This is a genomic window from Corynebacterium kroppenstedtii DSM 44385, from assembly GCF_000023145.1.
Classification (GTDB): domain Bacteria; phylum Actinomycetota; class Actinomycetes; order Mycobacteriales; family Mycobacteriaceae; genus Corynebacterium; species Corynebacterium kroppenstedtii.
Genome location: NC_012704.1, coordinates 2,173,782 through 2,191,173 on the forward strand (window position 1 = coordinate 2,173,782; position 17,392 = coordinate 2,191,173).

Sequence of the window (17,392 nt, forward strand, 5' to 3'; positions counted from 1 at the left end):
TTGGTGTGTGGGGAGGGTGGTTACGAGAGTTTATGCCGTGCCCGAGCGTAAACAGCGGCGGCGACAAGGGGGCCTTCGCGCAGGGCACTATCGCGGATATCGCATGGGCGAACACTGTAGGCCAGATGGCTCCGCACACCTTCGCGAATCCGCCGCGTGATGAGCTCGCCCAGCCCCGACACTCCTCCACCGAGGATGATCGCGTCGAGGTCAAGACCCATCGCGAGCGTTCCCAGCATCTGTCCAAAACCATGCAGGTTCTGATCCAGGACGTCCGTCGCTAATGAGTCCCCTTGTCGTTCTAGGTCTAATAGGTCAGTCACTGTCGACGGGAGTGCAGGGTCAGCCTCGCGCTCCGAGATCGCTTCGTGATACGTCGCAACGAGCCCCGGACCGGACGCTACGTCTTCGCACCGAGCTACACCGCTGCCGTAGTGAGGGCAATAGAGCTCGGAAATCTCACCGGCCGTGCCACGATTGCCGGCAGCGAGATCGTCGTTCGTGACGAACGCTCCACCAACACCCGTACCCAAGCTGGCGTAGAGCAGGCGGGAGTGCGGGTACTCATCGCGCCAACACAGCGTGTACTCGCCGAATGCCCAGACGCGGACGTCGTTGTGCGCGAACACGGGGGCGTCGATGTGGCGGCGGATGCGGGCAGCAATGTCGGTACCCTCCCAGCCAGGCATAGTGGCCCCGGCACGGGTGACCGTCGCGGTGTTCGGGTCGATCACACCGGCAGCAGCCACCCCAACTCGCGCGATCTTATTTTCCCTTGTCGACGACGTTGCCGGGGTTGATGCGACGTCGCCGGCTACTGCTAGCACTGGCGACGCCAGCGCTTCGGTGACGGCGACCTCCAGCTGGTCCGCGGTGGTCCCGCCCGCGGGTTGGCTGGGTATGCGCCCGCGGGCGATGACTGTACGAGGGGTGTCGTCGTCGATAAGCCCCCAGGCGATCTTGGTACCGCCAATGTCTAGTGCGAGTGTGAGTGCCACAGTGGTTCTACCCTTCTGCGCTGTCGCCGGTAATTTTCATGAGACATGGACGTCAGACGTCTTACAACCTATACTAGCAGTAGCAATAGTTGTGGCGGGCGAGCAGTTGCGAGCGATCGTATTCTTCATGGCAGCACTGTCACACGACCATAGTTAGGAGCACGTAAGGCTATGAGCCATCCGGATTTCACGGTGGAGGGACGAATCATTGACACTGCGGGCATCACGGAACATGCGCGCATCGAGGTCACGGGGCCACGCATTTCATCGGTTACTCCATTGGATAGCGGAACTACACATGCGTCGGATGAAGGGTCGGATGAGGCCTCGGGCAAGGCTCCGTCGGATAGCGGTCCGTCGGCAATGTGGAGTGCATCCGATATGCCGACAATCATTCCGGGGTTTGTCGACCTCCATAATCACGGTGGCGATGGCGGAGCATTTCCGACGGGCGACGCGGAAAGCTGCCGCCGGGCCGCGCTGTTCCACCGTCGGCACGGGACGACGACCCTGCTGGCCAGCCTTGTTAGCGCCAATGAGCAGGAGATTGTTCGGCAGCTGGACATCCTGAAGCCGCTGGCGGACGAGGGGCTGATCGCGGGGGTGCACCTGGAGGGGCCGTTCGTGAACGCGCACAAGTGCGGCGCGCAGAACCCTGACCGGATCGTGCCCGCCGACGCCGACATGTTCGCGCGGGCCGCCTCCCGCCACCCCGGCCTGATCCGGCAGATCACGCTGGCTCCCGAGAGCCCGGGTGCCGAGGCCTGCCTGAATGTGTGTGCGCGCGAGGGGGTCATTTTGTCGCTCGGGCACACTGATGCGGATTACGACACCACGATCGATTTCGTCAGCAAAGCTGTGGAGCGGGGCATCATGGTGACCGCCACGCACCTGTTCAACGCGATGCCACCCCTGCATCATCGGGCACCCGGCGCGGCAGCCGCCATGATCACGGCCGCGAAAAAGTTCCCCGGGCGCGTATTTGTCGAGCTCATTGCCGACGGCGTCCACCTCCACAACGGAACCGTCGACATGGTTACGGAGGCGCTCCCCGACTCGGCGTTCTTCATTACTGACGCGATGGAGGCCGCCGGGAAGGCCGACGGGTCCTACGTGCTGGGAGCGTTGGCCGTGACGGTGGCCGATGGTGTGGCTCGATTGACGACGACTGACGGGTCGGTGGGTTCGATCGCCGGCGGGACCTCGACGCTATTCGACCAGTTCGTTCGGGCAGTTCAGCGCGGGTTCGACCCGGTGAATGCGGTGAGGTTCACGAGCGCGACGGCTGGACGCGTGCTCGGGTTTGGGTGTGAGGAGTCTGGTGGTGCTTCCTCTGGTGACGCCAGCAGTGATGCCTCCTCCTCAGCAGCCGGCACCGGGGCTGGCCACTTATCGGTTGGAGCTCCCGCCGACTTTGTCGTCGTGGATCCAAACTTCCAGCTTCGAGAGGTCTACGCCGCTGGACAAGCACTACACGTGCGAGAGAGTGAAACCGAGTCGGCGCACTAGTCCTCCGTGCGAGTTCTCCGCGCAGGAAGCACCTCAACCGGACGTTGGGCGTCGAAGGTCGGCAAGAAAAGCCCAGCGCCAGACGTCGGCAAGAAAATAAAACCAGAAAAACCATTCACATCGTTAAGAAAGACAACCAACACGAAAGGGTTAGCAAAGAGTCATGGAAATTGTCATCCGCAAAACACCCGAACAAGTAAGCCTTCAAGCTGCCGATATCCTCGAGCCGTACGTCTCGGAAGGCGCAACACTCGGGTTGGCCACAGGATCCACGCCACTAGGCACGTACCAAGAATTGATTCGTCGGCATAACGAATCCGGGCTATCTTTTGCTAACAACCAAGCTTTTCTTCTCGACGAATATGTTGGCCTCCCCCGAGACCACGAACAGTCGTACTACCGAACGATTCGTCGGGAATTCACCGAGCATATCGACATCAAAGATGAAGCCGTGTCCTCGCCCGACGGTCTGGCCGACAACATCGACGAAGCCGGGCGCGCCTACGACGAGCGCATTCGCAACGCGGGCGGCGTCGATATTCAAATTCTCGGGATCGGGACCGACGGGCACATCGGATTCAACGAACCCGGCAGTTCGCTTAACTCACCAACGAGGTTGAAAACGCTGCACCCGCAAACCGTGAGCGACAACGCGCGATTCTTTGACAGCGAGGACGACGTGCCGCGGCACGTGCTCACCCAGGGGCTCGGGACGATCCAACACGCGCGCCACCTGCTGCTCCTCGCCACCGGCAAAAACAAAGCCGCCGCCGTTCAAGCGCTGGCGGAGGGGCCGGTGAGTGCGTCGTGCCCCGCTAGTGTTCTGCAGCTTCACCCGCATGCAACCGTCATTATCGACGAAGCGGCCGCGACTTGCCTTGAACACAAGGAGTACTACATCTTCGCGGAGAAGAATAAGCCCGAGTGGCAACGGTACTAGGTACTAGGGGGTGAGTGGGGGCGTGATGCTGGGGCCGATTGGGCGCTGATACTCACGGCCTGGGAAAACCCCCTCACCTTAAGGGGCGCTTGGTATGTGGGACTACCGTGAATGGTTGCTCGGCTACGTGGGGTGTCAGGTGGCCTAATGGATCTCAGGTTGTTTCCGGGCAAATTAGGGCAGATTCGGGATGATCTGGATAAATTCGGGCGTCGACCAGACGTAGGCGGATCCCAAGCGGAGCAGCACGAGTGATAACAAGTGGCCGGGTGTGGGTACTTCGCCGGAAAACAACGAGGGGATATGGGGGCCGCCGAAAATTGCGGGGGTATATGGGCGAAAAATGGCCAAAAATTGACCATATTCCCCCGCACTTTTGCTCCGGGACTGCGATATTCCTCCACACTTTTCTTAGGTAGCGCGGTTGCTCCTTCGAGACAGCCCCCGACCATGCCCTACCATGACAAAACGCCAGTTCACGGGGGCATACCCGGGCAGCAAATAAGCGTCACGCCAGAGACAGTGTGCCGAGTGCGCCCTGCATCTCGGCGCTACACCGGGGCACACAGTGAGCCAGGCACAGCACCCCCACAACGCGAGCATGCCTTACAGCATCCCCACGTCCTTCAGCACTTTTTCGATGGCTTTCACGTTGTCACCCTCAAGCGCCGCGACAGGGTTCGGCATCTGGTTGCTCTCAAACACGCCGAGCAGCTTCATCGCCGTCTTAAACGCCCCGACCCCGGCGCCGAATCCGCTCACCCCGTCGGTCACCATGACGATGCGCATCAAGCGCGCCGCCTCTTCCTGCGCCTCGCGAACACCCTTCCAGTCGTCGTTCTGGAACGCCTTCCATTGCCGCACGTAAACCTCGGGATTAACGTTGGCCAATCCGGGGACTGAGCCGTCGGCACCCGCAAGATAGGCGCCGTCGACAACTACCTCGTGACCCGTAAGCAGCTGGAGGGGGTGCCCGGCGTCTTCGTTGTCTTGAATGAGAAACCGGAAGCTGACGTCGTCGCCCGACGAGTCCTTCACCCCGGCCAACACGCCGTCCTTGCCCAGGCGGACCAGCATGTCGACGGGCAGCTTGGCGTGGACACACACCGGGATGTCGTAGGCGAATAGCGGCAGGTCAACGGCCTCGTGGATGAGGCGAAAGTGCTGCTCGACCTCGGCCATTCCGCCGAGTGCGTAGAACGGGGCAGTGGCGACGATGGCGTCGGCGCCGAGTTTTTGGGCGCGACGGGCGTGCTCGATGACGCGCTCGGTCTCGGTGTCGATGCAGCCGACGAGGACGGGGACGCGGCCGGCGACCTGCTCAATCGCGGCTTTGACAATTTCGTCGCGACGCTCGTCGGTAGAGAAGGCGACCTCGCCGGAAGAGCCGAGGAAGAACAGGCCGTTGACGCCGGCGTCGATGAGGCGCTCGATGTTGCGGTTGAAGCTGGGGCGGTCGAATGTGCGGTCCTCGGCCAGCGGCGTGACGACCGGTGGGATAACTCCGCGGAAGGTCGAACTCATGTGAAAACTCCTTAGAAATGTTTTTGATTCGTTGAATGTTTGGTGGCTGTGATGTGGGGTCGGGGTGCGAGCTATGGCGCGCAAGCCACGTGGCCGAGAAAGCGCCCAAGCCGCACCCGCTTCCCTAGCTAATCGACATGCACACTACCCCCGTGCTTCTGTAGCTCCGGCCCAAACCAGCTGAGCGGAATCTGCGTCAGATACAGCCCCTGCCACTCATTTTCCCAGAGCAACCCGATTTTTCCACTCGGAAGATACGTCATGGATTGATACACGTAATGGCCTGGGTTGAAGGTGCGCGCTATCGGCCATGTCTCGCCCTCGTCCGTCGAAACGCGGAGCACCCCGTTCCCACGGTAAGGCATCAATTGAGAAGCATTGGCGAACACATAAAGCGGCGAACCCGCCTGAGGCGACGCGTCAGCCCCACCACTCCCCGAACCCCCAGCACGACCATCAATCGCGATCGCATTAGGCTGCGAGAAAATCTCCGGGATATCCGGGTGGTAGGTGACCTCTCCCCAGGTTTCCCCACCATCCTCGGATATCGCCGTGCCCACGCGCCCGGACGGGTGCTGGTTCCGCATGAGAACCATGAGCCTTCCGTCCTTGAGCTCCATCAATGTGGACTCGTGCGTGGACGCTTCGTCGTCGGCAAGTGTGCGCGAATCGATCGTCGCCCCTTTGAAAAGCCGACCATCATTCGGGGAAGCGCCGCGGTGCCACGTCTCGCCATGGTCATCGGAGTAGATCACCGCGCAGGAAAAGTGCTTCGGGTTGTCGCCGGAGTAGTACACCGGGATCACGAGCCGGCCAGCATGCTCACCGTGGCGGAGCTGCACGCCGGTTCCGGGCGACGTCCCGAGGAACGCCATCCACTCCTCTTTGACCTGATGGTTGATCAGCTCGGGTGCAGACCACGTTGCACCTTCATCGTCGCTGGTCACATGCACAATGTACGACGTCCGGCGGGTCAGCAGCGTCTGGTTCGGATCCTCGCCATCAGCCAAGTAAATATTCCCCGCTGGTTTCCCGGCGCGGGTTACCCAGCCTTCCTTATCGACGCTGAACTCGGTGGTCTTCCCATCTTCAGTGACGACGGAACCATCGGCATTGAGCACGTACGTCGCGGGTGAAGATGCCGCGGGCGACGATGCTGCGGGCGAGGGCTCCGCGTCCGACGCACCACCAGCGCTGGTGTCGGTCAGAATCAGCCGGCCTTCAGAATCCTGCCCCACGCCGTGAACGTTGTTAGGCTGACCGATCGCGCCCGGGAAGTGGTCTATCAGCAGGTGAACTGTGCCGGTGTCCTCGTCGTACACGGTGCAAGAGTCGATCACGCTCGCCCCGGTGGCACCCGACCCTGGATACGTCAGGATGGTTTGCATATCTTCCCAGTGGTCGCCGCCGTCAAGGGACCTACGAATGACGAAGTTAATGTCATTGGGCGCATCGTTCGCGATGGTCGTCCGCTGATCCGCGCCGGCAATCACCGTGCCACTCGGCAGCGTCAAAAGCGACGGGATCCTGTAGCTCACCGCGCCATGCATTCCACGGTCGAATAATGCCTGCGTGTGGACGGGATCGACATGCGACAGCCGCTTAATCGCCCCGTCGGTGAGCGGAGTGGGGTAAATCGCGGCGCGCGCGACCTCGCCGAATAACCGACGGCCGTGGATATCCTGCCCGATCGTAATGGTGTTGACCGGGCTGGCGTCGGCGAAAAATGCCTGCCCAGGGATCCGGGCTTCCCGGAAGCCGTCGACGTAGAGATCGACGGCGCCTTCCCCCGCGCGGATGACAACGTCATGCCATGTGCCGTCCGCCCAGTGCCCGTCGACGACGAAGGTTCGCCACTCATCTTCACTGGTCAAAACCTCGTAGGTAAGCCCCGTGTCCGAGACCGACAGGCGCAATCTTTCGGCGCTCGAAGAATCCTCACCGTCCGCCTCAACATACCCGGCCGACAGAATCGTTCCGCCCTGGCCGACGCCACGAACGCGAAACCGTGTCAACGTCGTCCCTGCTCCAAGCCGCGCGACCCGGCGCGTGTCGTAGTCAGCCAGGTGGTTAGCCGCGAACTGCACCATGGGTTGGGGTGGCGTCGCGTGCGCAAGGACATCATTATCGGACAACACGGTCCCGGTACAGACGACGTCGGCAACGTCGACGGGGGCATCGGCGATGGTGAGTTCCTCCGCCTGAACGTCGGCAAGAAATGCTGTCGCCGTGCCACAAAAGGCCTGGTACCCGTCGAGATAAAACTTGGTGCCTTCGGGGCCGACAATCAGGGCGATGCTGTGCCATTGGCCATCGGTGATGGTGGTGGCGTCTTCAACGTCGAGGTCCTGCACCCGATCGGGGGTACGCGTTGTGATGTGAGGATGATCATCTTCAATCCTGATCGACAGCTCCCCCGCGGAGGTGTGGGCCCCGATGAGCGGGCCGTCGATGGTGGTTCGAACGCGGGCGAGTATCGAACCTGCAGGATATGGGGTGGTCCGTAGCGTAGACATATGCGCTCCTGTTTGCCATGCGAATTACCATTCGTCCGGAAGCTCGCACGATGCACATGAGATAACCATCAGCCCGGGCTCATCACGGGCCGGACTGAGGGGCAACTTTTGGTAACGGCCCCGATCGTACCACATGTCAGATGTCTGATGTCTGATACGCTGGGAGCACACACGCGGTCCCAACTCCCCCACCCGCGCCCATACCTCAGGCACACGAGGAGGCCACTATGGTCACTAGCACTTCACCCACCAGTCACCCTCCCGCACAACGGTGGTGGACATACCTCAGCAAAGAAGATTGGAAAGCTTTCTTCGCGGCGTGGATCGGTGTCCTCCTCGACGGCTACGATTTCGTCCTCATTGCCTTCGCCCTACCCCTGATAACCAAATCTTTCGACCTCACCTTGGTTGAATCCGCCGCCCTCATTTCCGCGGCCTTCGTCTCGCGGTGGCTCGGCGGGTTGCTTCTCGGCGCGGCCGGCGACAAATGGGGACGCAAACCCGCGATGGTCCTCTCGATCCTCATGTTCGCGTTCGGCTCCATCGCCTGCGCATTCGCACCGGGGTACTGGTTCCTTTTCCTCTTCCGCCTCATCATCGGCTTCGCCATGGCCGGTGAGTACTCGGCCTCCGCGGCCTATGTCATTGAATCGTGGCCGGTCCACATGCGGAACAAAGCGTCCGGCTTCCTCCTTTCCGGCTACGCTTTCGGCGTCCTCCTCGCCGCGCAGGTCGATAAATACCTGGTCAGCTGGGTGGAATCCTGGCACCCGGGGTGGGGTTGGCGTGCGCTGTTCCTCACCGGCATCGTCCCCGTCTTCGTCGCCGTCTATATGCGACGCCGCCTCCCGGAAGCCAGCGACTGGAAAGAAACGCAGAAAGACCAGCATCGCGACGACGACATGCTGGACATTCTCTTCGGCAGCCAGCGTCGCATTCCGAACATCCTCGCCGTCGTGGTCGCCTTCGTCGCCCTGATGGTGATCTTCACCGAAGCGACGTCGAGCGTCGCGCTCCTCATCCTGTGCGGCGTTGCAGCAGCGGCCGTCTTCATCACCTTCATCGTCCAGTTCGATCCGAGCCGCTGGGTGATCGGGATCCTCATCATGATCACGATCTTCGCGTCATTCATGTACACCTGGCCGATTCAAGGTTTATTGCCGACGTACCTCCACGGGATTGGCATGGACCCGGGCGTGGTGGCCAACGTCGTTTCGTTCGCGGCGGTGGGCAACGCGTGCGGTTATATCCTCGCCGGTTTTGCTGGGGACGCGATGGGGATGCGTCGGTGGTACGCGATCAGCATCATCCTCTCGCAGATCATCGTGATCCCGTTGTTTGTGCAGACGAGCGGCATTGTGGTGCTGGTCGCCGCGCTGCTGTTCTTCCAGCAGATGTTCGGCCAGGGCGTATCCGGCCTGCTGCCCAAGTGGGTGTCGTCCTACTTCCCCGTCGAGAAACGAGCCGCTGGCCTGGGCTTTTGCTACAACGTCGGCGCGCTGGGCGGTGCCGTCGGCCCTGTACTGGGTGCGTCCATCGCGGCGAAAACGTCGTTGGGCGTAGCGCTGGCGATCATGTCCGTGGGCTTCGCGCTCATCGTTGTGGTCTCGATTGGGCTGAACCTGCCGAAGGTGCTGCAAAAGGCGGTTAATCCCGACGCTGTTCGACCAGAAGATGGTGACGACGAAACCATCGCGGCCATCGCAGCCGGCGACGAGCACCCGAGCGACGCACCCAACGACTCCACGTCCACCGAGTCCACCCCCAGCGGCTCCACCTCCGGCACCACGAACCCCACCTCTCCCGCACCGAAAACGCAAGGAATGTAACCATGAACACCCCGATAACAACTTCACCTGCAGAAACAGGCTCGTCGGACACGACGCCACCGGACTTCATCGTCGGCGCCTACGCTAGCCTCCCCTTCGACCGCCGCGACCAGGAAACGTACTACTCGCTCCTCGCCGAGCAGGCCTGGATCAATGGGCTAGAAATCCCCTTCCCCGGCGACCTCACCGAAAGCCTCCCGTGGCTCAGCGGCCAGATCGCGGACCACTGGGATGCCAACACCATCACCGCTATTCCGGGCACGATGGTCAACGTCGGCAAGAATCCCGCATTCGGCCTGGCTAGCGCGGATGAGGATGGCCGAGCCGCCGCCCTCGAATTCACAGACCGGATCTGCAAGGCTGTCCAGGAACTGGCTAGTCGGACCGGCCGCAGCGTCATTAAATATGTCCAGTTGCATTCCGCCCCGACGCGCGGCGCACACTCGGATGCCTTCGCCCGTAGTCTCGACGAGATTGCCACGTGGAATTGGTCCAGCGCGCGCATCGTCATTGAGCATTGCGACGCACCCCGCGAGGATCATGAACCCGAAAAGGGGTTCCTCGAGCTAGCCGACGAATGCGCCATCGCCGCTGATCACGGCGTGAAGCTGCACATCAATTGGGGTCGGAGCTGCCTAGAAGATCGCGACGCGACCACTCCTCTGCAGCACATCACGACAGCTCGCGACAAGGGGGTGCTGTCTGGCGTCATGTTCAGCGGTGCGGGCGATAAAGATACTCAGTACGGCTACCCGTGGGTCGACGGGCACCTCCCCGCTTATCCCGACGAGCCGACGTCATGGATGACGCCTGATCGGATCCGCGAGTGCGCCCATGCAGCGCTTGGCACGCCCGAGGTTTATCTGGGTGCCAAAGTTTGTGTACCGAGCGATTCGTCCCTCAACGGCCGCGTCGCGATGCTCAAGAACATTTACGATGCAGCGCTCGGGGAACATGGAGCGCTGAATAGCTAATCGCTGGGGGCTGGGGCCTTCTGGGGAGGCCCCTTCGGGGATTTCATTAGGGCCTGGGGGTTTGTCTGAATCACTTAAACGTGGCGTGGAAATGACGCCACGTGGGGGAACCGGCGGCTTATGAATGCCCTTGTGCAGGGAAGTTCTTTCGCCCGCTCCCCTCTCCGTTGAGAATGCACCGGACCAGAGGTTCTTATTCACTATTCGAGAACCAACCGTCGGCTCAGACTGACTTCCCCGACTGCTATTGAGAGGCTCGTAGCGCCCACCTAGCCCAACCTCAATCCCCCACGCCGGATGCTCGATTGGTGGTTGTAGCTGAAAACACACCTGCCTGACGATCCGCTCGAGATCGCCAGGCAGTGCAATTTCGGCCAAGGTCAACTCGCCAAAGTATCCACCCTGACCTGCAACGAGAACCAAGCCGACCACCAAACAGGACGACCAGCCCTCTACGACAAAGCTATCCCAACCGAATACACACACTCAACTGGCATCGACAAAGGCCAGATCTAACCCCCCGGACGACACACCGAGCAGACACACTTTTGTCGTATAACCCACAAAAATGAAGGGCCCCTCAGGCCCTTCACATCCTCAATTTCCTTCTTGGGTTATCTCCACGTAGCTTGAGACAGTGCCCCACGTACTCAGAGCACCGCTTATCCAGCGTCGTTAAACCTGAGCCACAGACTTCGGTTCAGTGGGATCATCAGTATCGGGAATAACGGAGGCTGCTTCATCCTTCAGCGCTTCGCGCCGGGCGGACTTCCTTTCGTAACTCAAGTCTTTTCCGTGGATCGTCAGCGGCAGGGTCTCGGTACGAGTAGCCTTCGCAACGCCGGCGAGCGGAATGGACAGCACATATCCAGCAACCAGCGTGACGGCAAACGCGACGATGGAAATCATGAACGGTCCCAAGTCCGTTTGGTTCATGAAGTAGCCGGACACCGCTCCCAGAAGAAGCCCGGCCAGCACACCAAACCGGTTCGCTCGCACGGTGAAGATCCCCAGCGCAAAGACCGCAGCAATCGGAATACCAAACAGCCCGGTGAGTGTCAGGAACAGATCCCACAGCTCGCCCTTCTCCGAGGCGATGAGCCACAACGCGACACCCGTCGAAAAGAGTCCGGTAAAGACAATAATCATGCGGCTGAACAGGACTGATGCCTCGCCACGGCCGGGCATGAGGCGGTTACGGATATCAACCGTGATGCACGCGGAGATGGAGTTCAACGAGGAAGAAATGGTCGACTGTGCAGCGGCCAAAATACCACCGATGATCAAACCAGCCACGCCACCCGGAAGCTCGGTCAGAATGTAGTAAGGCACAATCGCCGACGTGTTCACGTCATCCGGGAAACCGCCATTGCCCTGGTAGTAGGTGTACAGGGCGGTGCCCATGCCGTAGAAAATCGGGATCGTAATCAGCGCGAGGCACCCATTCACATACAAGGAGCCCTTCGTGGCCTGGACAGATGGCGTGGTCTGGTAGCGCTGAACCACATCCTGGCTGGCCGTGTAGGACTGCAAATTATTGAGCACACTGCCCAAGAAAATAATCGGGATCGACACCGACAAATCACTAAAAGTGAAGTTCTGGCCAGAATAGAACTTCCCGTTCGACGCGGCCTCAGACAACGTATGGGAAATCGAACCGGGACTATTCACCAACGCAACGACAATTACAATCACCGCACCCGACAGCAGGATGATGCCCTGGATAACGTCGGACCAGATCACGCCCTCCATACCGCCGAGGAATGTGTAAATCACGCACGCAATCCCGACCAGCCCGGCAATGAGATAAGGGTTGATATCGCTGACGGCGGTGAGAGCCAGCGTCGGCAAGTAAATGACGATGGCAATACGTCCGATGTGGAACAGGACGAAGAATAGGGAGCCGAATACGCGAAGAACCACGTCAAAGCGTTCTTCCAGGTATTCGTAGGCCGTCGTGACGTCCAGCTTGCGGAAGAAGGGGACGTAGTAATAGACGAGGATCGGGACGATGGCGAAGATCGCGATGTTTCCCGCGGAGTATGCCCAGTCCGTCAAGTACGCCTTTTCCGGGATGGACATGAAGGTAATGGCGGACAGCGTGGTGGCGTAGATGGAGAAACCCGCGGCCCATGCGGGAATGCGCCCACCAGCTTTGAAGTAATCATCGCTGCTGGCACCGGCCCGTTTCGAGAAATAGATGCCCACTGCCAACATGGCGACGATATAGACCGCAATGGCTAGCCAGTTCAGTGTGCCAAATTGCTGATGCATGGAGGATCGCTCCTAACGTGTTGTCAACAACCCGCTCACTGTGACTCACCGCCGTGCGGGTCGAAACCCACACTACCGACCTGTCAGATGTCCGACAAGCACAGTCAGGGGTGGCTCCTACCCCCGGCGACAACACTCGCGACAAAAACCGTGTGTTGTTGACCCCCTGAGTGAGGTTCGTTACGTGTTATTTGGGGCTTGGCTTCGGTGGTGCTGTCCGACGCTTATGGGTGCTGTCCGCGGTGGCGGGCATGGGCGAACTCACCCAGCCCCGCAGGCAACTGCACCAAAACGTTAATCGAGAAAAGCCCGCTGAACAGCAGAAGCGCCTCAATCAACCCGTCGGACCGGGGCTAGAAATCAGCTCCAGCAACTCACCGAAAAAGAACGACGACTTCGAGATAGCTTCTAAACAGCTCTCTAAGCCGTTGGAACCTCCTGGGGCAGGTATCCCCTCACCCCTGTCAGCAGCTAAGACCAACCTTTTTTAAGGTTACGAGCGATCCGTCGGAGCGATCGCCAACCAGAAGGAGTCAAGACGGCTCCGGCAATAAGTCCACACATAACCCCAAGGTATATGGCAGAGGGCCAAGACCCTTCAACGAAAAAGCGGAACACAAGTAAGGTCACCACAAAACCCAAAAGCGTTACTAGTGGGCGCATGGTCTACCCGCCCATATAGGTAGCGAGAGCGCCACCCGCATCTGGACTACAGCTGATTGCAAGACCTGGACCGACTTTTTTCCCGACGCTTTCAGCTTTATATTGGAATGTTCTTTTAGACAAAGGATTTCCCCCTACCAACTCAATATTTTTATTAAGCTGAGCAAGCTCATCTTTCGAAACGGTTTGTCGCTCGGCAGTGGAGGTAGAAGACCCCCGGTGAGCTGTTACGCAACGTTGTTCTTGTGAAGCAGGAGAAGCGCTAGCCGAGGCACCTGGGATCGAACCTACAGGCATCGAAGCATCCAACGAAAGTGCCAATTTCTTCTCCCAGTGCATAAATATGCCCTTGCGGACAGAAAGAGATAGATAGATCTACCACTTAGAAAAGGGCTATCTCAAACGAAACGGATGATCGCAAGGATCTCGTCCATTAATCCAAATAATTAATCATTTTCCAATGAAAGATAGGGGACAAAGGGCGCGTGTTTGAGAGTTTGGGGGCCAAGTTCACCGGAGACAGCGAAATCGAAAAGTTAGCAGAGAATTTCTAGGGCTTTTCTACGTTTTGGCTCGAGAACTGCGAGGGTATATGCAGCCTGGACAAAAGTGCGGGGGCATATGGGCGAAAAATGGCCAAAAATTGACCATATTCACCCGCAGTTTTCACAACCGCCCCCTATATACCCCCACAGTTTTCCGGCACGCGGGCACGAACCCCGCAAATCCTGAACAAAAGTCACGCAAGAAGATCAGAAGCGCCCGCACATAGACCACACAGAAGCCACGCGCAACCCAGACCTCCCCAAAAACCAACACAAAACAGGGGTAAGCAGCAAAGAGGCAGTCCGGACACTTTTGCTACTTATCCCCTACTTATCCCGGGAATGTGCCAACTATATGCAAAAAGGCAGATCCACAAAATGTGAATCTGCCTATCGTTTGACTAACTCAACCGGGCTACATGCAACCAACCGAGCTAGCCGAGCCAACCGCAGTAATGCGGCTACAGAAAACTACTCAGCCTCGCCGGTGTAGTTCTTCACCACAGTGTTGTCGACGGGCACAGCCGGACCGTTGGTGCAGGACACGGTGACCTTCTTCAGGTAACGGCCCTTCGCGGCGGACGGCTTCACGCGAAGCAGTTCGTCGATCAGTGCACCGTAGTTCTCGGCAAGCTGCTCAGCAGAGAACGAAGCCTTGCCCAGCACAGCGTGCAGGTTGGCGGCCTTGTCCACGCGGAACGAGATTTTACCGCCCTTGATTTCCTTCACAGCCTTGGTGACGTCGGTGGTCACCGTACCGGTCTTCGGGTTAGGCATCAGGCCACGGGGACCCAGGACACGTGCAACGCGACCAACCTTGGCCATCTGGTCCGGCGTCGCGATAGCAGCGTCGAAGTCGGTCCAGCCACCCTGGATCCGCTCAACCAGTTCTGCAGTGCCGACGACATCGGCGCCAGCTTCCTCAGCGGCGGTAGCGTTCGGGCCCTCAGCGAAGACCACAACGCGGACCTCTTTACCCGTGCCGTTCGGCAAGGACACGGTGCCACGAACCAGCTGGTCAGCCTTACGCGGGTCAACACCCAGGCGGATAGCAACGTCCACCGTGGGGTCGTATGAGGAGTATGCGGTCTCCTTGACGGTCTTCATCGCGTCGATAGGAGCGTAGATACGGCCGGCGTCGATCTTCTCCAACGCAGCCTTGTAAGCCTTCGAGTTCTTGCTCATAAAAATCCAATCCTTAAACGTTTGGAGTAGTGGTCGCGGGCCAGCAAGAGGCCCTCCCACTGAAAAGTGAATTACGCGAAACGCGGGCACCAAACCCACACTAAGCGGAACGAGAGTTACGCGGTAGCGCCCTTGACCTCGATGCCCATGGAACGTGCGGTACCAGCGATGATGCGCGCACCCATGTCAAGGTCATTCGCGTTCAGGTCTTCCATCTTGGTCTGTGCAATCTCCTTGCACTGATCCCACGTGACGGACCCGACCTTGTTGGTGTTCGGCTCGCCCGAACCCTTCTGCAGGTTCGCAGCCTTCAGGAGCAGCTTCGCAGCCGGCGGGGTCTTCAGCTTGAACGTGAACGAGCGGTCCTCGTACACGGTGATCTCAACCGGAACGACGTTTCCGCGCTGGTCTTCCGTCGCAGCGTTGTAGGCCTTGCAGAACTCCATGATGTTGACACCATGAGCACCCAACGCAGGACCAACCGGCGGAGCCGGGTTAGCCTGACCAGCCTGAATCTGCAGCTTAATGAAGCCCGAAACCTTCTTCTTCGGAGCCATTGTTACAACCTCTTTCTGTTACCAAACAACGCGACTCTGACCCCCACAGTGAACGTCCACCATGACCATCAGAACCCGCATCATTCGACCGGATGCCTGAATTCCCAGGCCACCGGAAAGATGACAGTGACATTCGTGCGTCCAGCCAGCGACATCCACCGTTGCGGTATTTCACCATCGCGATGTACACCACCAAGGCTCAGACACACACGAAGAACCAAGATACCGGAGCGCGGCACCTTGGCCCAAATCCACCCAGGTAGCTTTAGTTGATCTTCTCCACCTGGTCAAAGTCCAATTCCACAGGGGTCTCGCGCCCGAAGATGGACACCAGAGCCTTCAGCTTGCTGTTCTCGGCATCGATCTCGGAAATCGTCGCGGACACGGATGCAAACGGACCGGATAAGACCGTCACGGCCTCGCCAACCTCGTAGTCCACCTTGACCTTGTCCGCAGAAGGACGCGGAGGTGCAGCCACGCCAGTGCTGGACACATCCACAGCAGCGGGCTCCTCGCCTTCCTGCTCGGCCTTCTGCGTCGCGGTCTCCGGCGGCAATAGGAACTTCGCGACCTCGCGAATCTTCACCGGCGTGGGGTGTCCCTCATTCCCGACGAAGCTCGTGATCCCCGGCGTGTCACGAATGACCGACCAGGATGCGTCGTCAAGCTCAATACGCATCAACACGTACCCCGGAAGCAGCTTGTGCTTGACAACCTTCCGCTTCCCGTCCTTGACCTCGACTTCTTCCTCGATGGGGACGACAACTTCGTGGATCTGCTCGTCGACACCCAGGGTCTGCGAGCGAACCTCCAGGTCCGTCTTCACCTTGTTTTCGTAACCTGAGTAACACTGGACGATGTACCACTCACCCGGCAGCTTCTTCAGCTCACGCATGAACTTGCGCAGACGCACCTTGTAGGCCTGCATCGCGGCCGCCTCGGGGTCCTGCTCCGTCTCGTCCGCAGCGGAGGGCTGATCGCCGGCTCCTTCGCTTGCCGACGCTCCACGTGCCGACGCTGACCCGTCCGCGTCGCTCCCCGTGGTCACAGAGGGCGATGCCGCAGTGTTATCGCTTTCCGCCGCCGTTTCCGTGGCGACGGCACCTTCGGCGTCCATATCACGAGCTTGATCGGCCTCATTGTCCTGTGAGCCAGCAGCGTCGGCCTTATTACCTCCGTCGGACGAGCTCTGCGCTGCGCCCGCGGAGAACTGGGGCTGCTGGGCCTTACGAGCAGCCTCTTGGACATCAGCGGCTGCCTGTGCTGCTAAATCCGCGGCACTCTGCGGCTTGTCGGACTCGGTGGATGAATTCGTTGTGTCACTCATGAATATTTTCAGTCCTTCTCTGCGGTGTTTCCAAAGGAAAATCCCGCCTCCCCTCTCGGGTTGGCGGGACAATATGGGAGCGATTATACACAGCTGACCGGGCTATTCCCAACTATATTTTGCGCTGTTCGGGGCCTCGGCCGACGTGGGCTGTTAATGCGTATTTAGTGAGTGAGAGTCCACTCGACGCCTTTACCGGCGAGGAAGTCGACGCCCGAAACAATGCCGATCACGACGATCAGGAAAAGCAGGACAACGCCGGTGTAGACGCCCATCTGACGCCATGTCGGCCAAATGACTTTCCGCATTTCGGCAATAACACCGCGGAAATAATCGACGATCTGGGTGAAGATATTTCCACGGCCCCCCACGGTCTCTGGGCCCGATTGGGCGCTACGAGCGCGGGATTTTGACACAGTGGAGGATCCTGTGATCTGGCGTTTACCGGACGGACGCAATGCTCCCGTAGAGCTTCGTTCCTCGCTCACGCGCACTCTCCTCAACTGAGATGAAAATGTACACACGCCAGTTCCGCGGAAAACTGGCTTAAT

General features: G+C 59.5%; 15 protein-coding genes and 1 pseudogene. 6 read left to right on the forward strand and 10 right to left on the reverse strand.

The features are described 5' to 3' along the window. Window positions 1-20: 20 nt before the first annotated feature. Window positions 21-998 carry an ROK family protein gene (locus tag CKROP_RS09180; protein WP_012732470.1) on the reverse strand — a complete coding sequence of 326 codons (978 nt, stop codon included), beginning with the start codon at window positions 996-998 and terminating at the stop codon, window positions 21-23. Between the two features lie 171 nt (window positions 999-1,169). Between CKROP_RS09180 and CKROP_RS09185 the strand changes: the two genes are divergently transcribed. Further along, a complete protein-coding gene (locus tag CKROP_RS09185) occupies window positions 1,170-2,507 on the forward strand; it encodes an N-acetylglucosamine-6-phosphate deacetylase (RefSeq protein ID WP_012732471.1) in 1,338 nt (445 codons plus the stop codon). A 163-nt stretch (window positions 2,508-2,670) separates the two neighbouring features. Continuing rightward, window positions 2,671-3,447 carry a glucosamine-6-phosphate deaminase gene (gene nagB, locus CKROP_RS09190; protein ID WP_012732472.1) on the forward strand — a complete coding sequence of 259 codons (777 nt, stop codon included), beginning with the start codon at window positions 2,671-2,673 and terminating at the stop codon, window positions 3,445-3,447. 174 nt (window positions 3,448-3,621) lie between these two features. Here nagB and CKROP_RS11515 read toward each other — a convergent pair whose 3' ends face one another. The 3 genes from CKROP_RS11515 to CKROP_RS09200 form a co-directional block, all read right to left on the reverse strand. Continuing rightward, the gene (locus CKROP_RS11515) at window positions 3,622-3,798 is read right to left on the reverse strand and encodes a hypothetical protein (RefSeq protein WP_012732473.1); all 177 of its coding nucleotides are present in this window, start codon (window positions 3,796-3,798) and stop codon (window positions 3,622-3,624) included. Window positions 3,799-4,053: 255 nt separating this feature from the next. Continuing rightward, window positions 4,054-4,971 carry a dihydrodipicolinate synthase family protein gene (locus tag CKROP_RS09195; RefSeq protein ID WP_012732474.1) on the reverse strand — a complete coding sequence of 306 codons (918 nt, stop codon included), beginning with the start codon at window positions 4,969-4,971 and terminating at the stop codon, window positions 4,054-4,056. 128 nt (window positions 4,972-5,099) lie between these two features. Next, window positions 5,100-7,487, reverse strand: a complete 2,388-nt coding sequence (locus CKROP_RS09200) for a sialidase family protein (RefSeq protein ID WP_012732475.1) — start codon at window positions 7,485-7,487, stop codon at window positions 5,100-5,102. A 227-nt stretch (window positions 7,488-7,714) separates the two neighbouring features. Between CKROP_RS09200 and CKROP_RS09205 the strand changes: the two genes are divergently transcribed. The 3 genes and pseudogenes from CKROP_RS09205 to CKROP_RS11210 all read left to right on the forward strand — a co-directional run. Further along, window positions 7,715-9,316, forward strand: a complete 1,602-nt coding sequence (locus CKROP_RS09205; RefSeq protein WP_012732476.1) for an MFS transporter — start codon at window positions 7,715-7,717, stop codon at window positions 9,314-9,316. 2 nt (window positions 9,317-9,318) lie between these two features. After that, the gene (locus tag CKROP_RS09210) at window positions 9,319-10,290 is read left to right on the forward strand and encodes a DUF4862 family protein (protein ID WP_012732477.1); all 972 of its coding nucleotides are present in this window, start codon (window positions 9,319-9,321) and stop codon (window positions 10,288-10,290) included. A 291-nt stretch (window positions 10,291-10,581) separates the two neighbouring features. Beyond that, window positions 10,582-10,806: pseudogene (locus tag CKROP_RS11210) on the forward strand (IS1249 family transposase); the annotation flags it as partial. Between the two features lie 159 nt (window positions 10,807-10,965). Here CKROP_RS11210 and CKROP_RS09215 read toward each other — a convergent pair. Next, window positions 10,966-12,564 carry a sodium:solute symporter family protein gene (locus CKROP_RS09215; RefSeq protein WP_012732478.1) on the reverse strand — a complete coding sequence of 533 codons (1,599 nt, stop codon included), beginning with the start codon at window positions 12,562-12,564 and terminating at the stop codon, window positions 10,966-10,968. Between the two features lie 170 nt (window positions 12,565-12,734). Here CKROP_RS09215 and CKROP_RS09220 point away from each other — a divergent pair, with 170 nt between their 5' ends. Continuing rightward, window positions 12,735-13,055, forward strand: a complete 321-nt coding sequence (locus CKROP_RS09220; protein ID WP_012732479.1) for a hypothetical protein — start codon at window positions 12,735-12,737, stop codon at window positions 13,053-13,055. Window positions 13,056-13,230: 175 nt separating this feature from the next. Here the strand turns inward: CKROP_RS09220 and CKROP_RS11370 are convergent, their stop codons facing one another. The 5 genes from CKROP_RS11370 to secE form a co-directional block, all read right to left on the reverse strand. After that, window positions 13,231-13,566 carry a hypothetical protein gene (locus CKROP_RS11370; RefSeq protein ID WP_148209682.1) on the reverse strand — a complete coding sequence of 112 codons (336 nt, stop codon included), beginning with the start codon at window positions 13,564-13,566 and terminating at the stop codon, window positions 13,231-13,233. Window positions 13,567-14,243: 677 nt separating this feature from the next. Next, a complete protein-coding gene (gene rplA / locus CKROP_RS09225; RefSeq protein ID WP_012732480.1) occupies window positions 14,244-14,957 on the reverse strand; it encodes a 50S ribosomal protein L1 in 714 nt (237 codons plus the stop codon). Between the two features lie 116 nt (window positions 14,958-15,073). Next, complete coding sequence (gene rplK / locus CKROP_RS09230; protein WP_012732481.1) at window positions 15,074-15,514, reverse strand: 50S ribosomal protein L11; 441 nt, start codon at window positions 15,512-15,514, stop codon at window positions 15,074-15,076. Window positions 15,515-15,779: 265 nt separating this feature from the next. Next, window positions 15,780-16,841 (reverse strand): transcription termination/antitermination protein NusG, encoded by a 1,062-nt coding sequence (nusG, locus tag CKROP_RS09235; RefSeq protein WP_012732482.1) that lies wholly within the window; start codon window positions 16,839-16,841, stop codon window positions 15,780-15,782. Window positions 16,842-17,005: 164 nt separating this feature from the next. Beyond that, window positions 17,006-17,329, reverse strand: a complete 324-nt coding sequence (secE, locus tag CKROP_RS09240; RefSeq protein ID WP_012732483.1) for a preprotein translocase subunit SecE — start codon at window positions 17,327-17,329, stop codon at window positions 17,006-17,008. Window positions 17,330-17,392 lie beyond the last annotated feature (63 nt).